This is a genomic window from Sphingobacteriaceae bacterium GW460-11-11-14-LB5 (assembly GCA_002151545.1).
In the GTDB taxonomy this organism is placed as follows: domain Bacteria; phylum Bacteroidota; class Bacteroidia; order Sphingobacteriales; family Sphingobacteriaceae; genus Pedobacter.
Map to the genome: position 1 here is coordinate 5,297,948 of CP021237.1, position 21,197 is coordinate 5,319,144.

Genomic DNA, 21,197 nt, shown 5'->3' on the forward strand with positions numbered 1-21,197 from the left:
AGTGCAGCGCAGTCGAGAAATCTATAGCAGATTTCTCCATTTCGCTTTGCTTCAGTCGAAATGACCAGATATAAAAGGCAAAAGCAATGCAATTATGTATTACTTTTGCCTTTATTTTTTTAAAATGGATATCGAAGTAAATAGTTTAGCCGATTTACCTGCTGTTGCACAACAGCTTTCAGATTTTGCCGGGAGCCAAAAAGTCTTCATTTTTGAGGGCGATATGGGGGCTGGAAAAACAACTTTCATTAAAAATTTCTGTAAACATTTAGGTATTGATGATGTGGTTTCAAGTCCTACTTATTCCATCGTTAATGAATATGAAAGTCCTAACGGTTCGGTGTTCCATTTTGATTTTTATAGAATAAAAGATATTCACGAAGCCTATGATTTGGGCTATGAAGAATATTTTTATGGAGGTGGCGTTTGTTTAATAGAATGGCCGGAACGAGTGGAAGAGTTATTGCCCGAAAATCATGTTAAGGTTGAGATAAATGTGCTGGATGAAAACCGCAGATTATTCAGGTTTTCGAAGGTATAACAATTAGTTATCAATAAATTAACAGATTTTCCTTACCTTGAACAACCTAAAACTACCAAAATTTTAATTCAACATGGCTACAGGATTACGCGAAGGAATGGCCGATATAGCTCGTCAGGGTTTACTACAAACGCAAGAGGCAAAGTTAGAAACCAGAAATAAAAAAAACAGTCTATACATAGGAATACCCAAGGAAATTTCTTTCCAGGAAAATAGAATAGCGCTAACCCCTTTATCTGTGGCGCTGCTCGTTAACAACGGGCATCGTGTGGTTTTGGAAAGCGGAGCGGGCACAGGCGCAAATTTTTCGGATACCGAATATGCTGAACAGGGTGCTAAAATTGCCTATAACAAAAAAGAAGTTTTCGATGCTGATATCCTGGTGAAAATTGCACCACCCATGTTAGAAGAGATCGAGATGATGCATAAAGGGCAAACACTGATTTCTTCGTTGCAAACCGGAACTTTAAAGCAAGATTACCTGAAGGCATTAATGCAGAAAAAAATTAATGCCTTATGTTTTGAGAACCTTCGCGACGAAGGGAATGTACTCAGTGTGGTACGCGCCATGAGCGAAATAGTGGGGTCGACCTCTATTTTAATTGCGGCTGAATATCTGAGTAATGTAACAGGAGGGAAAGGTTTAATGCTTGGTGGCTTTACTGGTGTTCCGCCAACCGAGATTGTCATTTTGGGTGCAGGAACAGTGGGTGAGTATGCCGCCAGAACAGCTTTGGCATTAGGGGCCGAAGTAAAAGTTTTCGATAGTTCCATTTACCGTTTACGCCGCCTGCAGAATAATTTGGGTAGCAGGGTATTTACTTCGGTAATGCAGCCTATTGTTTTGAATAAAGCCATTGTTACCTGCGATGTAGTAATCGGTGCCATCAGAGCAAGCCATGGCCGCAGTCCATGTATTGTAATGGAAGAAACTGTTGCCCGGATGAAACCGCATTCGGTGGTAATTGATGTAAGCATTGATCAGGGAGGCTGTTTTGAAACTTCTGAGGTGACCAACCACACCAATCCCGTGTTTAGAAAATACGATGTAATTCACTATTGTGTGCCCAATATAGCTTCCCGTGTACCGAGAACGGCATCTTACGCTTTAACGAATATTTTTGCCCCCATTTTATTGGATATTGGTGAATTTGGCGGTTTAATGAATATGGTTTGGAATAATCCGGGTATTCGCGAAGCACTTTATATTTATCAGGGTAATTGTACCAATAAAGACCTGTCTGATATGTTTAATCTGCCCTTTAAAGATCTTGAATTATTGGTGGTTTCGAATCAATAAGCAAAAATGTAAAATGGACGATGTGAGCTGGATAATGGGTTACCTTTTGACGCTTGCTACTTGACATTAAAAAAAATGAAATTCAACCTCTTTACGTTATTTCTTTTCCTCTCGGTAATTACTTGCGCTCAAAATAAACCTGTTGGCGTAAAAAAGCTGGTGGTGGTAAGTTCCTATAATCAATACCTGGCAGCGATTAAAACAAATCCGGATAACGAACTCGTTGAAATCAAAAAAGCCATTCCCAATATCAAATTAGATATCCGCTACGCCACTAAGAACAACTTTATGCAGCAGGTAATGTATAAACAGGCGAGGGCTTTTGCACGAAAACCAGTTGTAACATCATTAAAAAAAATCCAGAAGGAATTAAATAAAAAAGGCTATGGCTTGAAAATATTTGATGGTTATCGTCCTTATGCGGTTACCATTGAGTTTTATAAAAAGGCCAGCGATAAAAATTTTGTGGCCAATCCGGCAAAAGGATCTAAACATAACAGAGGTTGTGCGGTAGATTTAACTTTGATTAGCCTGAAAACAGGTAAAGAAATACCAATGCCAACCCCTTACGATAGTTTTTTGGCCGCTGCCGCCGCGAAATACGAAAATGTATCGCCAGAGGTTAAGAAAAACCGCGATTTTCTGATCGCTATCATGCGTAAATACCAGATGAACGTACTAGAGAACGAATGGTGGCACTACGATTTTTCGGGATGGAAAAAGTACGACTTGATGGATATTCCCTTCGAAAAACTTTAACAGGTTTCGTCATCCTGAACTTGTTTCAGGATCTTTTGGGTAAATAAGTAGACGCTGAAACAAGTTCAGCATGACGATGGCAGGTTTACAAATGATGCGGTTTCCCGTATTGCTCCATTTTTACCCTTGCTTTATCTTCCTTTACTGATAATTCAAAAATATAATCGTAATCATCGTCTGTTAATTCCTCCTTAGGCTTTTTGCCGCCAAGGGCTTCAATAATTTCCAGTACGGTGTTCGAGTGGCCAGCTACAATAACAGTTTTGCCAACATAATTGGTTTTAATGCTGTCTACAAGCGATTTAATGTCTTTATAATCGATCACCTTCGGAATCACCAGTGAATCTAGGGTTTGGTGCGTTCTTTTGGTTGGGGTGGCAAAAGCAACATCGAATTTTACCTTTTTTAGGTAGGTTGCTAAATCTCCTGCACGAATCCTTCCTTCATCAGAGAGATTGGGGTTGGTATCCTGTGGATTAGACTTATCTTTCTCTGCGTGCCTAACAATCCAAACATTGGTGGTTTGTGCAGAAACTATATTGGCAAAGAGAAGCGTTAACGACAGGAATACGAACAGTTTTTTCATGTTATAAATATTGAAAAATTAATTGGATAAGGAAAGGTTAAAAATTTATAGCTGTTATCAGCTTTTCAATATCCTCTTTTTCGTGCCAGGCAGAAAGGACTATACGATCTAAAATTTTGTCGTTGGGATTTGGATAAGGGAAAGACGAAATCAGGATCTGCTGTTGTAAAAGACGTTCTGAAAAGTTTACATCGCCCAGCAGATAGACCGGAAAACCATATTCGTGTTTCCAGGTAAGATTTGAAACCGTTTCGAACATGGCCATATTGTTTTTCAGTTTATTTAAGGCCTTTCGATATATTTCTTCAGCATGGATAAAGGCATAAAGTGCGGCTGGACTTGGCGGAGAAGCACCTATAAAGGTATTTGCGGCTTTAAGTTTAAGGATCATTTTATCTGAGGCCAAAACCAGGCCCGCATCTACACCTAGTGCTTTTGCCATCGAGGCAACCACTATATTTTCGATGTTTTCTTGCTTAGGAAGATTTGCGATAGCGCTCGTTCCGTTATTATTTACACCGATTCCATGCGAATCGTCAACAACGAGAATTATATTTTTATCCTTACGGATCTCTTTTACAAAGTCGAAGTCATAAATTTCGGGCACAAGATTGTTCATCGAATTGCTGATCAAAACCCAGGTTTTTTCTTCCGATGAATTTATGCTTTCAATCGTTTCTGCAATCCAATCTCGAAATAACATTAAATTTTTGGTTTGATTTTCTGCCAGCCAAAGCGAGGGGTGTGTAGCCGGAGCATAAATTACTTTTCCTAATTTCGACAGTTCTTTAACGGTAAGCTGCGCCGCCAAATAACCACTAGAGGTAATCAGTGCGGCTTCAGTTCCGTAGCGTAGTGCAGCTACTTTTTCGGCATCATCATAAATACCTAATTGAATGTTGTTGGTACGACTTGTTCCGTTGTTTAAACCGAACTTTTTAATCCCTTCGATATATAAATCAATGAAATCCTGATTTTTGGGAATGCCCAGATAAGCTGTTCCGCCAAAATATAAATAGGTCTTTCCCTCAATATTTATTTGGTTAGCAAAAGGCTGATCAATCGATTTAAAGTTAGGTTTCATATTAATTGTAGTTTCTCCCAAGCTCATCATTGGCAGCGCGGATAATAGATTTATCGCCATTGTCATCATGGTAGAATTCCCAGAACATGATTCCATTTGCCATATCTTTGGCGAGTTTAGCTTTTTTTCTGGTGGTTATCGTTCCATTAAAGTAAAATTGAACGCCATCAATTAATACATTATCTAAACTTACATCGGCACCCGCGGTTACAAAATCACGGTAGGCCTTGGCCGAGTTACTGGCATTTTTACCATAAGCCGGGATGCCCAAAACAGCTTTCTCCTTCGGCATGCCACGGGTGCTTAACCAATAATTTAAACTGGCAACGGCCATGTTGTACGATGCATGTTGAATAGGTTCATTTTTATCCCAGCCAATGCCGTCATAAACCATAATATTAAAGAAATCTACAACAGGGAAAACTTCCGATTTTAATCCATCTCTAATACTGCCGGCATATACACCCGGGGTAATGGCCGCACTTAAAAATTTATGGTATTTGTGTAACGAATCTGAAAGTTCCTTCATCAGGAGCACGTAATTGTCTGCCGATCCATCGCTGGTGCTTGGGTATTCCCAATCCATATCTACGCCATCCAGATTGTTTGTTTTGGTAAAAGTTAGCACATTTTTCACAAACAGGTTTCTGGCCGTTGCAGATGCCGCCATGGTTACAAAAATACTTTTCGTGCCCGATATCGATATGCCTGTTTTTACACCATTAGCCTTAGCCTTTTGCATTACGGTTGTAAATCGGCCAGGTTGTTCCAATGTCGCTAAGCTTCCGTCGGTATTGGGATTTAGAAAAGCATAAAAGAGGTGCGTAATCATTTTGAACTTCGAATCTGCCACACCGGCCGGATCCCGGTAGCTTGGAAAATAGCTCACAATTTTAAAACTATTGTCGGGTATATAGGGTGTTGCAGGTATAGGAGGCCCGGTAGGATCGGTTAGCGGATCGTTTTTCTTACAGGATGATATGACCAGCAGGATAGAAATGCCCATCAATAAATAGATTTTTTTCATAGGGTAGGTATTAACTGGTGTTACATATACTTAAAAATTATCGTGTATATAAGTGATTATCCTAACCATTTCTGCACGTACCTCGGCAGTTGGTTTTACAAAGCTGTTGTTCATGAAAGAATAGATATAGGTTTTACCTTTTTTAGTGAGTACATAGCCGCTTTGATTATGAACACCACCCAGCGAGCCGGTTTTCCCAAAAACAAAAGGTTTGTCGGTTTTGGGGTAAGCGCTTTTTAAAGTACCACTTTTTCCACCTGCAGGTAACAGGTTAAAAAGCTTTTCCGGATTGTTTACCAATTTGTAAATGGAATCGAGAAGGTATACATTATCACGCGGCGTAAATAAATTCTGACGGGACAGGCCAGATCCATCAGCCCACTTTACTTTATCGGGCAAAAAAGAAAGGTAGTTTTTAGTAATGTAATCAATCGCTTTTGTAGTACTCAATGTATCGCCAATCTGATTGGAGCAAACCAATAATAAATGTTCGGCGATAAAATTATCGCTGGGTAACATCATGTGTTTTAAAACAGAATCGCGCTTAGCGCCCGGTAAAGTTTTAGCATAGGAGGGGATTTTAAAATCGACTATGCCCACTGCTTTGTGCAGCGTGTCTGATAATATTTCGACAGTAACATGTGCACTGGTTTTATATGGGTTTTGCTGATTGTAACCTGGCGGCACTGAAACGGCGGGATAATGAAAGCGGTTGCTTAAAAAATCTCTGCTTACCTGGAAACTACCAGCTTTTTTAGTAGAATCTATTTCAAAACAGGGCGCAAAAACCTTTGGTTCGATATTGATTTTATTTGGAGTAAGATAAGTAGAAGTAACCATGTTATCCATAATTGGCATTTCGGTAATTTCTGGCTGATAATAATAATCGTAATCATCCCACGACCAGCCGTCGCCAAAAAAACTACCCGAATATCGTCCCGGAGAAAAGAATAGTTTTTTGTTCGAAGCCAAAAGAAAATTGTAAGCCGATTTGTCTTTTACGGCAAACTGTAAAAAAGCCGGATCGCCTGTGCCCCAGAAAATCAATGAATCATTCCGTTCAATATATTTTAACGCAGGCATTAAGTCCGGCAGCATTTTTAAACTCGCAAAAAAAGTATAAAGTTTGGTGTTTGATGCCGGTGTGAAATACTTATCGGCATCTTTCTGATAAATCATTTTTTGATCTGCCGGATTATAAAGCGCAAAACCCACCTGATATTGTTTGATTACCTGTGAATTTTTGAATGTTTTAGCTACTTTTTTCGAAATGATCTTATTGGTTGAACAACCCGTTAACAAACAAACAGCGAGTACAAACGCAAGAAAAATAAAATTATAGCTTTTTAAAGGAAACATGTTCTAAATTTAGGGGGACATAATTATCAACTAATTTATTAAATTTAGTTTAATGTTAACCAAATATAGCCCCGGTGTAATAATCTGTTTACGCAAATTCACAATTTGTTTGGGCTTGGTATTGCTTACTTTTTCCGGATTTGGACAGGAATTCCTTTTTAAAAGAAACCGGCAAAAACAGTCCATTTCTTTTAAGTGCATTAAAAACCTAATGGTTATTCCGGTATACGTAAACGGGAAAGGCCCCTATGATTTTGTGCTAGATACCGGCGTTGGACCAATGATTATTACAGATCCATCCATTATCGATTCTTTGAACTTTAGTAAGCTTCGTAAAATTAAAGTTTCTGGTCTGGGCATCGAAACCGTTGAAGCTTATGTTTCTCAAAGTCTCGATGTTAAAGTAGGCAGTACAAACATTAAGAATATACCAACGGCAATCTTAAAAGAAGATCTCTTTAACCTGTCGGGGCACTTGGGACTGAAAATTTATGGATTGTTGGGCTTTAGTTTTTTTAACAGCTTTATTGTTGATATCCGATACAGTGAAAACAGGCTGATTATTTACGATCGCTACGCCAAGATTAAATACCGTGGAAAAAAAATACCTATTGAGATAGAGAACCAGAAACCATATATTCTGGCCACTGTTGATGTTCCCGGGGGCAAAGCTGTTGAGGCCAGGTTTTTAATGGATACCGGTGCCAGCCATGCTTTATCACTCGAAATGTTAAATGGAACTGAATTCCCCCTGCCTGAAAAAAAAATCAAAGCTAATCTCGGGATGAGTATCAGTGGACAGATTAAGGGATACGTGGGGCGCGTAGGTAAATTTAATGTTGGAGGTTATCCTTTTAAAGACGTTGTTGCCGGATTTCCCGATTTTAAAACTATTGCAGACAAGATCGATTTATCAAAGCGGAATGGAAATTTAGGGGCTGATTTATTGCGGAAATTTAACATCCAGTTTAATTACCAGGAAGGCTTTATTTATGTTAAACCCAATGGATTAAGTAAAACCCCTTTCGAGCACGATATGATCGGTATGGTGCTTTATCTCGATCAGAAAGAGTATAAAAGAGTATTGATTGGCGAGATAGACGAAAATAGTCCGGCAGAAAAAGCGGGACTATGTCCTGATGATGAAATTATTGCGGTAAACTTTAAAAGCGTAGATGCGTATACTTTAAACGAGCTGACCGAAATGTTTAAATCGAAAGCTGATAGAAATGTAATCTTCGAAATTTTTAGAGATAATCAAGTCTATTTTAAGGTGGTGCGCCTTGAAAAGCGGATCTGAAAAGCGTAATTTTCCAGTTACAAAACAATTGTCGTGTAACAAGATTCTAACTTTAACCTCTTATTGTCAAGCAAACTAACTTTTATATACACATGAAGAAAAACTTTAAGGTACTTGCCCTTGCAGGTATCGTAGCACTTGGTGTAGCCGGATCAGGTTCCGTATATGCCCAGAAAAAATCTAAAACCACAAAAGGAGCAACTCCAGCAACGCCAACTGCAACTCCGGCAGCAGCTCCAAAAAAAGAAGGAATTAAACCATTCTCAGAAGTAATTACCGCAAAAGCCAGAACAACAAACGGTTTATTTAAAACACACAAAGTTGACGATAAATGGTATTTTGAGATACCAGATTCGATGATAAACCGCGAAATGCTTGTGGTTACCCGTTTAGCAAAAGTACCTGCGGGCGTAAAAGTTGGCAACCAGCAATATGGTGGAGAACAATTAAACGAACAAGTGTGGAAATGGGAGCGTAGAGGTAAACAGGTTTACATTCGTGTACCAAGCTATTCAACCAAGGCCGATCCGAACAGCGATATGTACGAATCGGTACAAAACTCTAATCTTGCACAGATTTTAGCCAGCTTTGAAATTAAAGCTTATAATAAAGACACTACAGGCGTTGTAATTGATGTTACCGATTTCTATAACGGTGATGTAATGGCGATTGGTGCTACCGATCAGATCCGCAAGGCTTATAAAGTGACCATGTACGATGCAACACGTTCTTATATCGATACGGTAAAAACTTTCCCTATTAACGTTGAAGTAAAAACAGCTAAAACATATCGTGCAGCAGAATCTCCAACCGATAATAGTAATGGAGCAGTTACTTTCGAATTCAATACATCGATGTTGTTATTGCCAAAAACCCCTGTAAAAGCCAGAATAATGGATAGCAGAGTTGGTTTCTTTGGTCAATCTCAAATTGATTATGGAACCAATGCACAAAAGGCAGAGCGTACAGCCTATATCCACCGCTGGAATTTAGTTCCCAAAGATACCAATGCTTACAAACGTGGCGAATTGGTAGAACCGGTAAAACCGATTGTAATTTATATCGATCCTGCAACACCAAAAAAATGGGTACCATTTTTAATCCAGGGTATTAACGATTGGCAGGTAGCGTTCGAAGCGGCTGGTTTCAAAAATGCCATCATTGGTAAAGAAGCACCAAGCCCGCAACAAGATCCTCAATTTAGCGTAGAAGATTCGAGATATTCGGTTGTTCGTTATTTTGCATCAGATATTGCAAATGCTTATGGTCCGCACATTAGCGATCCCCGTACCGGACAGATTTTAGAAACGCATATTGGTTGGTACCATAATGTTATGAACCTGTTGCGCAACTGGTACTTTGTACAAACAGCAGCCATTAACCCAGAAGTACGTAAAGCTAAATTTACTGATGCACAAATGGGCGAATTGATCCGTTTTGTTTCTTCACACGAAATTGGCCATACATTAGGTTTACCTCATAACTTTGGCTCAAGTTATGCTTATCCGGTTGATTCATTACGTTCGAAAGCATTTACAGATAAACATGGTACAGCGCCATCTATTATGGATTATGCGCGTTTTAACTACATCGCTCAACCTGGTGATGGTGTAACCAAACTTCACCCTCAAATTGGAGAATACGATAAATGGGTAGTGAAATGGGGATATTCCTGGATTCCTGGAAACAAAACTGCTGAGCAGGAAAAAGAAATTTTAGATCAGTGGACATTAAAAAATGCAGGTAATCCGCTGTATTTCTATGGCCGCCAGGGAACTTCATTAGATCCTCGTTTGCAAAGCGAAGATTTGGGCGACAATGCGATGAAAGCAAGTACTTATGGCATTGCCAACTTAAAACGCATTTTACCTAATGTAGAAAAATGGACTTACCAAAAAGGAAAAGACTATAGCGATTTAAAAGAAATCTACACAGAAATTGTTGGCCAGTTTAACCGTTATATGGGACATGTGGCTGCAAACGTTGGTGGATTAAGCGAAAACTTTAAAACCTACGAGCAAAAAGGACCGGTTTACGCTTATTTGCCTAAAGCAAAACAAAAAGAAGCGGTTACCTTTTTCAATCAACAGTTATTTACAACGCCACTCTGGTTAATCAGCAATGACCAGTTGAGCAAATTTGATAACGGTGTATTGTTAAACCGCATTAAAAGTGTTCAAGCGAATACTTTAGGCAACTTATTATCTGCTCCGCGTATTGCACGTTTGTTAGATAACGAAACTAAAAACGGTGCAGCCAAAGCATACACCTTGCCTGAATTATTTACTGACTTAAGATCATCGGTATTTGTTGCAGGAAGAGCAGATGCATTTAAACGTAATTTACAACGTGCTTATGTAGATCGTTTGCAGGATTTAATGACCAAAGAAGCAGAACTTCCGGTTGGATTCCCTGCAGATTATGCCGCAAGTTATGGTTTAACGCCAATCAATGTTGGCTTATCTGATATCAGACCATTGGTTAGGGCAGAGTTGAAAACCTTATTGGCTACAACAAAAGCCAGAGCAACAGCAGGCGATGCCATTACCAAAGCACACTACGAAGATTTAAATATCAGAATTAAAGATATTTTAGATCCGAAGAAATAAAATAATTAAATGATAGAGGGATTGAATGATAGCATGTTCGATTATTAAGCGCCCAAATTCACTCATTATCTAATCTACTCAATCGAAATCAAAAGAACGGAGCAGATCATTAAATTGATCGCTCCGTTTTTTGTTTTGGTTCGTTTGTATAATTCTTGATGCTTTAAGCTAAACCCACAACAGTTTTTTAATTTTATGATCAAAACGGCTATCATGCTTAAAAAAATAACACTTGCCATTGCTTTATTTACCTGCAGTTTAGCTGTATTTGGCCAAAGTGCAGATTCGCTAACAATCGTAAAAACCAAATGGCAGAAAAACAGCGTTGCCAAACAGGTGGTTTTATACCGGCATCACTTTGATCAGAAAAATCTTTTCGCTGCAAACGAAAATATTTCTTTTCTCGAAATTAAAAATACAGGACGAAAAGCAGTATTTGCCATTGGTGCAGAAGAAAAAGAACTGATTACGACCAGTAGTTTTGGACTGCGCGATACCGCAATTGCTGCGGTCAACGGCAATTTTTTTGATGTGAAAAATGGAGGGTCGGTAGATTTTGTTCGTGTTAACGGAAAAACCATTAATACTAACCGCCTGGATAAGCATGGAAATCGGGCAAGGCACCAGGAAGCAGCGCTTGTTATTGAAAACGGAAAGATTTCGATCAAAAAGTGGGATGGAACAACCGACTGGGAAACCAAATTAACTGCCCAAAATGTTTTGTTAAACGGACCATTGTTAACCTTAAACCGCGTTGATGAAACACTAGATACAGCCGGATTTAACCGCTTGCGTCATCCGCGCACCTGCCTGGGCATAAAACCAAACGGGAGGGTAATTTTGTTAACCGTTGACGGAAGAAATGAAAACTCCGCAGGCATGAGTTTGTTCGAACTAACCAAATTAATGCGTTGGTTAGGCTGTACCAGTGCCATTAATTTTGATGGCGGGGGTTCTACCACTTTATGGGTAAACGGAATGCCCGATAATGGTGTTATCAACTATCCAACTGACAATAAAAAATGGGATCACGAAGGGCAGCGTAAAGTAGCTAATGTCATTTTGGTGAAAAAACAAGTCCGGAGATAAACCGGCATCTATAACAAGCATGTTTAGCTCTGGTTAAAAAAACTTATTTTAGCCAAAGATTTTCTTGAAATGATTAAAAATACAATATACTTTTTCTTTTTTGTGCTGATGCTTTCTGCCTGTAAATTTGGCTCTAAAACCAGCGATCCAACTTTAAGAGATTTTACTTTCGAGCCTGTAAAAGGCATTCGCTATCAAGAGGTAAAACGCCGGTTTAAAAATGGACTTTCTTTTAACGCAGAAGGTTTTATGCAAAAACCATCCTGGATTATTGAAGTGGTTAAAGAAGATACCATGTCGGCCTGGAGCCCGCAGAAAAAAAAGATGCAGAAGTTTTATATGCAGTACGATCACGGAAACGTGTATAATTTTGCTGCAGAATTTTTTAAGGTGAAACACATCAGTAAAGATAGCCTGGTTTTTCAGCGTGTGCAGGTAGAAGGAAGGGTGATTGCCGCCGATGTACGTTCGGATGTAAACATGACCTTTTACGCACAGGATTACATTAAAAATAAATTAAAAACCACGGCTGCTGACCTGCAAAAACCAACCAAAGCCGATACGGCATTTATTCTGGAACGATGTACTAAGGTAAACCGGAATAGTAACGATGCTTTCGCTGCTACAGACCCGGTTCAGTTTATCTCTAAAAGTAAAATTGCAAGGGTAGAAAAAATCAGTACGGTAGACCGGGCGAATAATAGAACCGAGGCTTACGATTACATGTTTCCGCAGTATATTATTCGGATAGACCGGGCTTATAAAGATTTTGCTTACCAGGTTGCAGCCGTTGTTGATTTTCAGGGAGGCATACATGTAAAAACGATTTATAACGTGCTTCCGGAGAATAAGGAGGCTAAGAAAAAAGTGGCTCAGGGCATAGCCGATATCTACGTTCGAAACCTTTTTGATGTGGCTCCCGGAACAACGCTGGGGATTCCACACAATAGCGAAATTACTTTAACAATAATTGGGAAGGCGATTAAAAAGCCTTAGTAATCTGCTATTTACAAAATTTTAATGTTAAAAAAATGTTAAAATTTATTTTGATTTTAAAAATTAAAACTTACCTTGCATACTTAATTTTAATATTTAATACAATGCAAGAAGGCACAGTAAAATTCTTCAATGTAACTAAAGGTTTTGGCTTTATCATCCCTGCGAATGGCGATAGCGAAATTTTTGTTCATTCAACAGGTCTTATCGACGAAATCCGTGAAAACGACAAAGTTCAGTACGAAGTTGCTAACGGTAAAAAAGGCTTAAACGCCGTTAATGTGAAAGTAATTTAATTTATTTATCATATTTACAGAGAAGGCTGCTTTCTTGCGATGGCGGCCTTTTTTTGTTTTATTTTTCGAGGACTGAACTCTTTCGGGACCTTTTTCACTTATTCAGGACCTGTTGAATTCCCGCAGATGTCGCAGACAGCGCAGATGAATATAACTCTGCGTCAATCACTTTGATCTGCGGGCGCTATTTAGCGTTCTTACTTCTGGGCAACTTTCTTCCTTAAAAACTGATCCAGAAAAATTAATCCAATCACCAGATCTGCAAAAAGAAAGGCATAAATAGCCGTAGGTGTAATGTATTGGTTTAAATTGAAATCCAAATTCACCTTCAAATCGAATGCAGGCATGTCGAGCTTAACCTTATAAAACACATAACCGATTAAGGCCAATAAAGAGATCAGGAAAAAGCCCCCAATGCTATAAATAATCTTTTTGTCGACCTTCGTTTTCATTGCTACCGGGGCCGGAGCTAATGCGATACTTTCCATTACATTCCTGTTGAACGACATAGAGGGTTCATCAAGATCGAGCTCATTAAAAACTAAATTGAGCTTTAACAGATCCTCGTACTGCGATTTAATCTCAGCATCCGATTCGATTTTTTCTTCGATGGCTTTTTTTGAAGAATCATCCAAATTCCCATCAATATAATCCCAAAGCTGTTGTTCTATTGTGTTCATAGTAACTCCTTTACTTCATCTTTTAACAAATATTGTAATTTTTCTTTAAGTCTTTGCCTGGCCCTGTGCAACTTAACCTTTATCGTGTTGGGTTCCATGTGCAGCGCCTCGCCAATTTCTTCTAAACTCTGTTCACCTTTATAAAATAGCGTAATAATAGCGGCATCGTCTGGTAAAAGCTGGGTAATGGCAATATTTAAAAAAGTATGGCTATCCTGTTTCTCGTAACCATTTGCATTAAAACTGGAAGTCTGGTTTTCGAGCTGCAATATGGTACCTTCATCATGAATTGATGTGGTATCTAAACGGTTTTTCCTTAAAAAAGTCATGGCCGTGGTATACGTTATCGAGTACAGCCAGGTACTAAATTTAGCCGTTTGTTTAAAGGTGCCCAATGCTTTATAGGCTTTTACAAAGCAATCCTGCGCAATTTCTTCGGCATCTTCCCTGTTTTTCGAAAACCGTAAAGCAAGTGTAAATACAAACCGCTGATGGCGTTTTACCAACAAGGCATACTGATCGGTTTCGCCGCTCAATACCTTCTGGATCAGCTCTAAATCTGTAGGTTTTTGCTCCATGTTTAGCAATAAGACTACATTAAAGATAAGTAGGTTACACGTGAAACATCATTAAAGAGATTTATTATTTATTCGTTGCCAGGTGGATAATAAACTTAGTATAGTTTTTTGGAAATGAAAGGGCAGTTTTTCATGGCGAACAGCAGGTTTATGAACATTGGGTGTGCTCATGGCAGCCCTAAAAATGAAATGCTGCTCTGGCCATTTAGCCCCCTGCCCGAAGCAGGCGGGCGGGTGAAGCGGTACCCTGCAGGCTGAGGTACGAAGCCAAAGCGTACAAGCGCAACACGGGAACCAGGTTGGTTTTTTATGCAGGCACTGCGCTCCAAAAAGAAAATTAGCTGAATATCATTTATTTTATTGATTGGAAATGAAAGGGCCGTTTTTCATGGCTGATTGTAGTCCTGCTGTTCGCTATAGTCCCGACGTGAAGTCGCGAGCTGCCGCTGCCATCAGGTTTACGAGCAACGTGTGTGCTCTTGGCAGCCCTAAATGAAATGTTGTGGGCCATGCCGAAACTTGCGAAGTTTCACCCGGCTCCGGGGCCTGTTAAACTTCGCAAGGTGCACACGCCCTAATGCGAAGCGAAGAATTTTAATCCTGCAATTGATCCAATAAGCGTACAGATAAAAAATATCCGCCAGAAGGTTGCGGGTTCATTGAAATAAAAAATGCCGATAATTACCGTGCCTACGGCACCGATGCCTGTCCAAACAGCATAAGCAGTTCCCATGGGTAAAGTTTGAGTGGCCTTATTTAGCAATAAGAAACTTAAAATAATGCAGACAAAAAAAGCGGTACTCCATTTTATATTCGAAAAATTGTTCGATAATTTTAGGCAGGTGGTAAAGCCAACTTCAAAAAGGCCGGCAATAATTAAGATAATCCAGTTCATGATAAATGTGTTTCTGCAAATTTAAGGCACATTTATCGGGCAACATTTTACAAATGTTAAAAAATGACTTTATTTATGCGCAGCTCTAATTCTGCTCAGCGTAACCTGTGTTACGCCCAGGTAAGAAGCAATATGTTTTAAAGCCACTCTTTTAATCAGCTCCGGAGATTGATTTACAAAGTCCTGATAACGCTCTGCCGCACCTTTAAAAGCCCGGTCTATTAACCTTCTTTCTGTAGCAATTAATTCCTGTTCCGCAATTTTTCTGCCCCAGTTGGCAATTTCTAAATGTTGGTCGTAAAGTAAAAAAAGATCAGTTAGCCTGATTTGAATTAAGCAGCAATTTTCTAAAAGCTCAATATTTTCGTATCCCGGACGGTTATTAATATAGCTGTTAAAAGAAAAAAGAACCGCACCGCTTTCGCCAAACCAAAAGGTAATCTGCTGGTTTTCGCCATCAGAATAGGCCCGGGCAATACCGCTTTCGAGGATATAGAAATAAGGTTCTGTTTTATCGGCGTGGATTAATATTGTTCCCTTTGGATGTGCTACCGGTTTGGAAACAGCAGCTAACCTTTCTAAAGCTTCATTACTGAGCGGCTTAAAAATTTCTATATTTTTTAACTGATTGTGCAAGGGGATTTTTGAATGTTTGATAAAGCTATTGATTTTTTTTCAGCAAGGGTGTAACCTGATTAAAAAGCATGTAGTCATAATACACAGAACACGGTTCAATTTAGACAATAGAATATTTACAAATTAAAAAATTATAATCATGGTAGGTATATTAGTTCCCATCTCACTTTTTTTAGGTGCATTCGCAATGGTATTCGGAATGCGCTATTTATCAAACAAGGAGAAAATGGCAATGATCGAAAGGGGAATCGATCCGGGGGTGCATAAGGCTACCCCAAAACCTTTTTTAAGTTTAAAGTTCGGTTTGCTCTTGGTTGGTTTAGGGGTTGGCTTACTGGTAGCGCTCTTTACCGTTAGGGGCGTATTCGGCAGCGATATGACGAATAGTGAGCAAGGTCAATCAGTAGCCATTTATTTTGGTTGCATCGGAATTTTCGGCGGACTGGGTCTAATTGTTTCTTACCTGGTAGAGAAGAAATGGCTGGATAACAATAAAATGTTATAGTGTTGTCAGGTATTACTATCTGATAATATGAATTCTCAGTCTGATCAGAGCAGTCAAGTTTCATAGCCAGTTTGCTATAAAACTTGACTGCTTTTTATTGCGGTTTGTTAATAATCGCAACGGTTAAGCGGCTAATGCAGTTCATTTTTCCGCGTTCATCGTAAATTTTAATTTCCCAAACCTGAGTTTTGGCACCAATATGTAAAGGCTTACAGATGCCTTTAACCAAACCACTTTTTACTGGTCGTAAATGGTTGGCGTTTACTTCTAAACCCACGGCAACATATTTCTCCGGATCGATACACATATAAGAAGCAATACTGCCCAAAGTTTCGGCCAAAACTACTGAGGCACCTCCGTGCAGTATTCCGGCAGGTTGGTGTGTGCGCTCATCAACAGGCATGGTTCCGATAATAAAATCTTCACCAATTTCTGTAAATCTGATATCGAGCAAGGCTCCAAGATGATTTTTAGGGCGGTTGTTCAGCTCATCAACTGTAAAGTTTTTAAACCACATGGTAACGTTCTTTTAAAATGGAAACATGGTGAATAATGTGTCCGCCAACAATAAATAAAATAGATTTTACATTAATTTCTCTGCCCGAAGCAATTCCCTTTCTGTTGAGTTCTTCTTCGTTTAAAGATTTAAAAAGGTATAAATTAGCTTTACGCAGGGCGATAAATTCTTCAATCAAATCTTCCAGATCGCGTTGGGCAAAGCGGGCATTGGTTACATAATCATCTTCTTCAAAACCTGGTAAAGGCTGCTGTTCTTTCCGGGCAAAACAGGTCATGCGAAAAGCAAAAACACGTTCAGCGTCGATAATATGGCCTAACATTTCTTTCAGTGTCCATTTACCTTCGGCATAGGCATAATCAGCCTTATCGGCGTTTGCCCTAAACAAGGCCGGAAGACTTTGCATCTGATCGTTTAAAATTTCGAAAATATCCCGATCAACTTTACTGATATAGGTTTCGCCCCAGGCTGGGTATTCGTTAGGCTGTGGTCGGTTCATATCTTAAACTGCTTTTTAATATTATTCTAAAAGTTGTGCCCTTACCCAGTTCAGAGTCTTTTACAAAAATTTCTCCACTGTGGTAATTTTCTACAATCCGTTTGGTAAGCGATAAACCCAGGCCCCAGCCACGTTTACGCGTGGTATAGCCGGGTTGAAAAACTGCATCGAACTTAGATCTTGGAATGCCCTTTCCGGTATCACTCACATCAATAAATACCTGCTCCTTGGCTAAATTTTCAATAATATTGATGGAAATTGAGCCTTCGTTTTCGATGGCATTGGCCGCATTTTTTAACAGGTTTTCAATCACCCAATCAAATAATGGAACGTTTAACATCGCCCTTACCTGCTCATCACCGGTAATGCTAAATTTAACCTTGTCGGATGTACGCACCTTAAAATAGCGGATAAAATCGCTCACCACGATATAAACCGTATGGTCTTCGAGTATCGGTTTAGAACCGATTTTCGAGAAACGGTCGGTAATAATTTCCAATCGTTTAATATCGTTCTCCATTTCGGCAATCAACGGGTCATCTTCTGCATCAAATTTCGATTTCATCAGCTCTGTCCAGGCCATCAGCGATGATATTGGTGTACCCAGCTGGTGGGCCGTTTCTTTGGCCAAGCCTACCCAAACATGGTCCTGTTCATCCCTGCGGGCTGAACTAAACGCTGCGTAGGCCGTCAAAAGAAAAAGAAAGATAACGCCCATCTGGATATAGGGAAAATACCTCAACTGCGTTAAAATAAAGGAATCACGATAGTAGGCCTTAAATTTTCTGCCAAAAATATTCATTTCATCCGGTGGATGCTGGGCTTTCATTTGCCTTAACTGCCTTACAAAATATAGGCTATCATAAGTAAGTTTTGCATCCGAAATGGGATAGTTGGTTTTAGTACTATCGAGCCCATTAAAGGAAGTAATGGTTCCGGCCGAATCGGTCATGATTACAGGCGTTTTCGTATTTTTTCTCACGGTTTCAACCACTATGCGATAATCATCGTTATCGTAGAGAAACATCGCCCGCTCCTGAATTTTCACCCAGAGGTGAAATTGGTCCGCCTCTTCGCGTTCCATTTTTTTTACAAAAGAATCGGTGTAAAATACTGAGGCAATGCCAATTAAGATGGCAAAAATGAGAAGGAAAAACTTCCAGCGGCGTTTCTTTTGATAAGGGTTCATGCTTTAGCTAGCCAAATTACAATAACAAAACGAAAAAAACATCAAACCATTATGCTTTTTCAAAAACCTTAAAGCGATCATTTCGAATGCATAATAGCTTCATCGCAGATGAAAACACTATAAAATGGATGAAAAACATATCTTTGCAACGTCTTGCGTTTTGCGCAGAGCGGTAAGCGCCAGAGCGCCCAACGCCTAACGCCAACCGCTCAACAAACCAATTTATGGATAAAAAAGTTAGAGTAAGATTTGCCCCAAGCCCAACCGGAGGTTTGCATTTAGGTGGTGTGCGTACCGCCTTGTTCAATTATTTATTTGCGAAAAGGAATAATGGAACTTTTGTACTTCGTGTAGAAGATACCGATCAAAACCGCTTTGTAGAAGGCGCAGAACAATATATAGTGAACTGTTTAGACTGGTGCGGTATTACGCCAGATGAAAGTCCTGATAATCCTGGTGCATATGGCCCATACCGCCAAAGCGAGCGTAAACCCAGCTACCGCAAATTTGCCGAGCAGTTAATTAGTGATGGTTATGCCTATTACGCTTTCGATACACCGGAAGATTTAGATGCCAAACGTAAAGAAATTCCAAATTTCCAATACGGACAGGCCACACGGATGCAGATGCGCAATTCTTTAACCCTTACCATTAGCGAGGTGGAGGAGTTATTGGCGGCCAAAACACCACATGTTATCCGCATTAAAGTACCAGCCGATGAAATTGTACATTTTAACGATTTAATCCGCGGCGATGTAAGTTTCGAAACTTCATTGGTTGATGATAAAGTACTCTTAAAAGCCGATGGAATGCCAACTTATCATTTAGCTGTTGTGGTTGATGATAAAGCGATGGAAATTACCCATGCTTTTAGAGGAGAAGAATGGCTGCCTTCGGCACCGGTTCATATTTTACTTTGGAAATATTTAGGCTGGGAAGCAGATATGCCGGCATGGGCGCATTTGCCATTAATTTTAAAGCCCGATGGACATGGGAAATTAAGTAAACGCGATGGTGACCGCTTAGGTTTCCCGGTTTATGCCATGAACTGGACCGATCCTAAAACTGGCGATGTAACCAAAGGATTTAAGGAAATGGGTTTTATGCCCGAAGCTTTTATCAATATGCTGGCACTTTTAGGCTGGAATGATGGTACCGACCAGGAGTTATTCTCGTTAAAAGAGCTGGAAGAAAAATTCTCGATAGAAAGAATCAGTAAAGCAGGGGCTAAATTCGATTTTGAAAAGGCCAAGTGGTATAACCATGAGTGGATTAAATCGCAGGGCGCTGAGCGCTTAGCGCCAACCGTTAAAGAAGAACTGGAAAAAGCAGGAATTGAAGTAAATGACCATGCTTTCTTAAATACCGTTATTGATTTAATTAAAGATCGCTGTACATTATTGCCCGATTTTGTGGCGCAGAGCAGTTACTTTTTTGCTTCACCGGAAGTATATGATGTAAACTCGGTAAAGCCAAAATGGACAGTTGAAAAAGCTGATTTTTTTAATGCTTTTGCTGATGGTTTAACCTTAACTGATGCGGTAAGTGCTGAAGCGGCCTTTAAAGCCCTGGCAGAAGAAAAAGGCTTTAAACCAGGCGAATTGATGTTGCCTTTCCGCATTATGTTGGTAGGCGGTAAATTTGGCCCGGGCGTTTTTGATATTGCAGTTTTGTTGGGCGTAGCAGAAACTAAAACAAGAATAACAAAAGCAATTGCTGTTTTTAATAGCTAGCATAAGCCTCATGGCTACAAGCGATAATAGAAGAAGTCGGGTTTAAAACCTGGCTTCTTTTTTTTGTGAAAATGCGAAAGGGTAAATCAATAAAAATAATTTATACTTTAGTATAACAATTGTCCCGTAATTAAGGTTATTCATTAAACTAAAAGAATAGATTATGCAATGGTTTGGTAAAGGCAGTAATAATGTAGAAGACGGCAGAAGTGGCGGTGGTGGAAAAACCATCCTCGGTGGCGGTGTAGGTATAATAATTGTTGTACTCGGGTTAATTTTTGGTAAAGATTTAACGGGTTTGGTTGGCCAGATTCCGGCTACTGCTGGGACAGAAGAAGTAAAGCAGGGCGTACCTGCTAATGATCCACAGGCACAGTTTGTTGCGGGTGTGTTAGAATCAACCGAGCAGGTTTGGGATAAGGAATTTCAGGCAATGGGCAAACAGTATGAGTACCCTAAACTCAGGCTATTCAGAGATGCTGTTCAAACGGCCTGCGGAAATGCCGGAGCCAATGTAGGCCCCTTTTACTGCCCTGGCGATCATAAAGTTTATATCGATTTATCATTTTACGATGATTTAAAGAACCGTTTCGGTGCTGCCGGAGATTTTGCCCAGGCTTATGTAATTGCACATGAGGTTGGCCATCACGTTCAAAATTTATTAGGCATTTCGGAAAAACTCGATCAGGCACGTGGACAGGTGAGTGAAAAAGAATATAACCGCTTGTCAGTGAAATTGGAGTTGCAGGCCGATTTTTTTGCCGGACTTTGGGCGCATAATGCACAAAACCTAAAAGATTTTAAACTGGATGAGGGCGACATTGAAGAAGCGTTAACTGCTGCCAATGCCATCGGCGATGATAAATTGCAAAAACAGGCTACAGGCGATGTTCAGCCCGATTCCTTTACCCACGGCACCTCTGCACAGCGCATGTATTGGTTTAAAAAAGGCTTTGAAACCGGAGATATTAAACAGGGTGATACCTTTAATTCAAATAATTTATAAAAAATCAAAACTT

Annotated in this window: 22 protein-coding genes; 11 read left to right on the forward strand and 11 right to left on the reverse strand. The window is 39.7% G+C overall.

Annotation, left to right across the window (positions count from 1 at the left end; all coding sequences use genetic code 11):
- Positions 1 to 124 precede the first annotated feature (124 nt).
- The 3 genes from CA265_21510 (at position 125) to CA265_21520 (ending at position 2,600) form a co-directional block, all read left to right on the forward strand.
- Entirely contained in the window at positions 125 to 541 is a 417-nt protein-coding gene (locus CA265_21510; protein ID ARS42093.1) for a tRNA (adenosine(37)-N6)-threonylcarbamoyltransferase complex ATPase subunit type 1 TsaE, read from the forward strand.
- 73 nt (positions 542 to 614) lie between these two features.
- The gene (locus CA265_21515) at positions 615 to 1,841 is read left to right on the forward strand and encodes an alanine dehydrogenase (GenBank protein ARS42094.1); all 1,227 of its coding nucleotides are present in this window, start codon (positions 615 to 617) and stop codon (positions 1,839 to 1,841) included.
- Between the two features lie 75 nt (positions 1,842 to 1,916).
- On the forward strand, positions 1,917 to 2,600 hold the full coding sequence (locus tag CA265_21520; protein ARS42095.1) for a D-alanyl-D-alanine dipeptidase: 684 nt from the start codon (positions 1,917 to 1,919) through the stop codon (positions 2,598 to 2,600).
- An 85-nt stretch (positions 2,601 to 2,685) separates the two neighbouring features.
- Here the strand turns inward: CA265_21520 and CA265_21525 are convergent, their stop codons facing one another.
- Genes CA265_21525 through CA265_21540 form a run of 4 tightly spaced genes read right to left on the reverse strand, consistent with a single transcriptional unit; the run spans position 2,686 to position 6,656 of the window.
- Positions 2,686 to 3,186, reverse strand: a complete 501-nt coding sequence (locus tag CA265_21525; GenBank protein ID ARS42096.1) for a hypothetical protein — start codon at positions 3,184 to 3,186, stop codon at positions 2,686 to 2,688.
- A gap of 37 nt (positions 3,187 to 3,223) precedes the next feature.
- Positions 3,224 to 4,270: an aminotransferase class I/II gene (locus CA265_21530; protein ARS43086.1), complete on the reverse strand. Its 1,047-nt coding sequence runs from the start codon at positions 4,268 to 4,270 to the stop codon at positions 3,224 to 3,226.
- A 1-nt stretch (position 4,271) separates the two neighbouring features.
- Complete coding sequence (locus CA265_21535) at positions 4,272 to 5,297, reverse strand: hypothetical protein (protein ARS42097.1); 1,026 nt, start codon at positions 5,295 to 5,297, stop codon at positions 4,272 to 4,274.
- A gap of 30 nt (positions 5,298 to 5,327) precedes the next feature.
- The gene (locus CA265_21540; protein ID ARS42098.1) at positions 5,328 to 6,656 is read right to left on the reverse strand and encodes a peptidase S13; all 1,329 of its coding nucleotides are present in this window, start codon (positions 6,654 to 6,656) and stop codon (positions 5,328 to 5,330) included.
- 52 nt (positions 6,657 to 6,708) lie between these two features.
- Between CA265_21540 and CA265_21545 the strand changes: the two genes are divergently transcribed.
- From CA265_21545 to CA265_21565, 5 genes are all read left to right on the forward strand, one after another.
- A complete protein-coding gene (locus CA265_21545) occupies positions 6,709 to 7,956 on the forward strand; it encodes a hypothetical protein (GenBank protein ARS42099.1) in 1,248 nt (415 codons plus the stop codon).
- A 92-nt stretch (positions 7,957 to 8,048) separates the two neighbouring features.
- On the forward strand, positions 8,049 to 10,565 hold the full coding sequence (locus CA265_21550; GenBank protein ARS42100.1) for a zinc-dependent metalloprotease: 2,517 nt from the start codon (positions 8,049 to 8,051) through the stop codon (positions 10,563 to 10,565).
- 213 nt (positions 10,566 to 10,778) lie between these two features.
- Positions 10,779 to 11,654: a hypothetical protein gene (locus CA265_21555; GenBank protein ARS43087.1), complete on the forward strand. Its 876-nt coding sequence runs from the start codon at positions 10,779 to 10,781 to the stop codon at positions 11,652 to 11,654.
- Positions 11,655 to 11,723: 69 nt separating this feature from the next.
- Complete coding sequence (locus tag CA265_21560) at positions 11,724 to 12,650, forward strand: hypothetical protein (GenBank protein ID ARS42101.1); 927 nt, start codon at positions 11,724 to 11,726, stop codon at positions 12,648 to 12,650.
- Positions 12,651 to 12,754: 104 nt separating this feature from the next.
- Positions 12,755 to 12,946 carry a cold-shock protein gene (locus CA265_21565; GenBank protein ARS43088.1) on the forward strand — a complete coding sequence of 64 codons (192 nt, stop codon included), beginning with the start codon at positions 12,755 to 12,757 and terminating at the stop codon, positions 12,944 to 12,946.
- Between the two features lie 197 nt (positions 12,947 to 13,143).
- Here the strand turns inward: CA265_21565 and CA265_21570 are convergent, their stop codons facing one another.
- The 4 genes from CA265_21570 to CA265_21585 all read right to left on the reverse strand — a co-directional run bounded on the left by CA265_21570 (position 13,144) and on the right by CA265_21585 (position 15,735).
- Positions 13,144 to 13,626 carry a hypothetical protein gene (locus tag CA265_21570; GenBank protein ARS42102.1) on the reverse strand — a complete coding sequence of 161 codons (483 nt, stop codon included), beginning with the start codon at positions 13,624 to 13,626 and terminating at the stop codon, positions 13,144 to 13,146.
- The gene (locus tag CA265_21575; GenBank protein ID ARS42103.1) at positions 13,623 to 14,204 is read right to left on the reverse strand and encodes an RNA polymerase subunit sigma; all 582 of its coding nucleotides are present in this window, start codon (positions 14,202 to 14,204) and stop codon (positions 13,623 to 13,625) included. Before CA265_21575 ends, CA265_21570 begins: the two co-directional genes overlap by 4 nt.
- A gap of 574 nt (positions 14,205 to 14,778) precedes the next feature.
- A complete protein-coding gene (locus tag CA265_21580) occupies positions 14,779 to 15,099 on the reverse strand; it encodes a QacE family quaternary ammonium compound efflux SMR transporter (protein ID ARS42104.1) in 321 nt (106 codons plus the stop codon).
- A gap of 69 nt (positions 15,100 to 15,168) precedes the next feature.
- The gene (locus CA265_21585) at positions 15,169 to 15,735 is read right to left on the reverse strand and encodes a cyclic nucleotide-binding protein (protein ID ARS42105.1); all 567 of its coding nucleotides are present in this window, start codon (positions 15,733 to 15,735) and stop codon (positions 15,169 to 15,171) included.
- Between the two features lie 139 nt (positions 15,736 to 15,874).
- Here CA265_21585 and CA265_21590 point away from each other — a divergent pair, with 139 nt between their 5' ends.
- Positions 15,875 to 16,240, forward strand: a complete 366-nt coding sequence (locus CA265_21590) for a hypothetical protein (protein ID ARS42106.1) — start codon at positions 15,875 to 15,877, stop codon at positions 16,238 to 16,240.
- 94 nt (positions 16,241 to 16,334) lie between these two features.
- Here CA265_21590 and CA265_21595 read toward each other — a convergent pair whose 3' ends face one another.
- Genes CA265_21595 through CA265_21605 form a run of 3 tightly spaced genes read right to left on the reverse strand, consistent with a single transcriptional unit; the run spans position 16,335 to position 18,445 of the window.
- Positions 16,335 to 16,757 carry an esterase gene (locus tag CA265_21595; GenBank protein ID ARS42107.1) on the reverse strand — a complete coding sequence of 141 codons (423 nt, stop codon included), beginning with the start codon at positions 16,755 to 16,757 and terminating at the stop codon, positions 16,335 to 16,337.
- The gene (locus CA265_21600) at positions 16,747 to 17,256 is read right to left on the reverse strand and encodes a hypothetical protein (GenBank protein ARS42108.1); all 510 of its coding nucleotides are present in this window, start codon (positions 17,254 to 17,256) and stop codon (positions 16,747 to 16,749) included. Before CA265_21600 ends, CA265_21595 begins: the two co-directional genes overlap by 11 nt.
- Positions 17,237 to 18,445, reverse strand: a complete 1,209-nt coding sequence (locus CA265_21605; GenBank protein ARS42109.1) for a sensor histidine kinase — start codon at positions 18,443 to 18,445, stop codon at positions 17,237 to 17,239. The genes CA265_21600 and CA265_21605 overlap by 20 nt, the downstream gene beginning before the upstream one ends.
- A 224-nt stretch (positions 18,446 to 18,669) precedes the next feature.
- Between CA265_21605 and CA265_21610 the strand changes: the two genes are divergently transcribed.
- Together CA265_21610 and CA265_21615 are read left to right on the forward strand one after the other, a co-directional pair.
- The gene (locus tag CA265_21610) at positions 18,670 to 20,178 is read left to right on the forward strand and encodes a glutamate--tRNA ligase (GenBank protein ID ARS42110.1); all 1,509 of its coding nucleotides are present in this window, start codon (positions 18,670 to 18,672) and stop codon (positions 20,176 to 20,178) included.
- 163 nt (positions 20,179 to 20,341) lie between these two features.
- Positions 20,342 to 21,184 carry a metalloprotease gene (locus CA265_21615; GenBank protein ID ARS42111.1) on the forward strand — a complete coding sequence of 281 codons (843 nt, stop codon included), beginning with the start codon at positions 20,342 to 20,344 and terminating at the stop codon, positions 21,182 to 21,184.
- Positions 21,185 to 21,197: the final 13 nt, after the last annotated feature.

Coding starts and splice junctions, on each gene's coding strand:
- CA265_21590 (ARS42106.1), top strand. CDS start 15,875: ATGGTAGGTATATTAGTTCCCATCTCACTTTTTTTAGGTGCATTCGCA.
- CA265_21610 (ARS42110.1), top strand. CDS start 18,670: ATGGATAAAAAAGTTAGAGTAAGATTTGCCCCAAGCCCAACCGGAGGT.
- CA265_21595 (ARS42107.1), bottom strand. CDS start 16,757: ATGTGGTTTAAAAACTTTACAGTTGATGAGCTGAACAACCGCCCTAAA.
- CA265_21615 (ARS42111.1), top strand. CDS start 20,342: ATGCAATGGTTTGGTAAAGGCAGTAATAATGTAGAAGACGGCAGAAGT.
- CA265_21605 (ARS42109.1), bottom strand. CDS start 18,445: ATGAACCCTTATCAAAAGAAACGCCGCTGGAAGTTTTTCCTTCTCATT.
- CA265_21520 (ARS42095.1), top strand. CDS start 1,917: ATGAAATTCAACCTCTTTACGTTATTTCTTTTCCTCTCGGTAATTACT.
- CA265_21565 (ARS43088.1), top strand. CDS start 12,755: ATGCAAGAAGGCACAGTAAAATTCTTCAATGTAACTAAAGGTTTTGGC.
- CA265_21530 (ARS43086.1), bottom strand. CDS start 4,270: ATGAAACCTAACTTTAAATCGATTGATCAGCCTTTTGCTAACCAAATA.
- CA265_21600 (ARS42108.1), bottom strand. CDS start 17,256: ATGAACCGACCACAGCCTAACGAATACCCAGCCTGGGGCGAAACCTAT.
- CA265_21515 (ARS42094.1), top strand. CDS start 615: ATGGCTACAGGATTACGCGAAGGAATGGCCGATATAGCTCGTCAGGGT.
- CA265_21535 (ARS42097.1), bottom strand. CDS start 5,297: ATGAAAAAAATCTATTTATTGATGGGCATTTCTATCCTGCTGGTCATA.
- CA265_21560 (ARS42101.1), top strand. CDS start 11,724: ATGATTAAAAATACAATATACTTTTTCTTTTTTGTGCTGATGCTTTCT.
- CA265_21580 (ARS42104.1), bottom strand. CDS start 15,099: ATGAACTGGATTATCTTAATTATTGCCGGCCTTTTTGAAGTTGGCTTT.
- CA265_21540 (ARS42098.1), bottom strand. CDS start 6,656: ATGTTTCCTTTAAAAAGCTATAATTTTATTTTTCTTGCGTTTGTACTC.
- CA265_21570 (ARS42102.1), bottom strand. CDS start 13,626: ATGAACACAATAGAACAACAGCTTTGGGATTATATTGATGGGAATTTG.
- CA265_21510 (ARS42093.1), top strand. CDS start 125: ATGGATATCGAAGTAAATAGTTTAGCCGATTTACCTGCTGTTGCACAA.
- CA265_21545 (ARS42099.1), top strand. CDS start 6,709: ATGTTAACCAAATATAGCCCCGGTGTAATAATCTGTTTACGCAAATTC.
- CA265_21575 (ARS42103.1), bottom strand. CDS start 14,204: ATGGAGCAAAAACCTACAGATTTAGAGCTGATCCAGAAGGTATTGAGC.
- CA265_21555 (ARS43087.1), top strand. CDS start 10,779: ATGCTTAAAAAAATAACACTTGCCATTGCTTTATTTACCTGCAGTTTA.
- CA265_21525 (ARS42096.1), bottom strand. CDS start 3,186: ATGAAAAAACTGTTCGTATTCCTGTCGTTAACGCTTCTCTTTGCCAAT.
- CA265_21550 (ARS42100.1), top strand. CDS start 8,049: ATGAAGAAAAACTTTAAGGTACTTGCCCTTGCAGGTATCGTAGCACTT.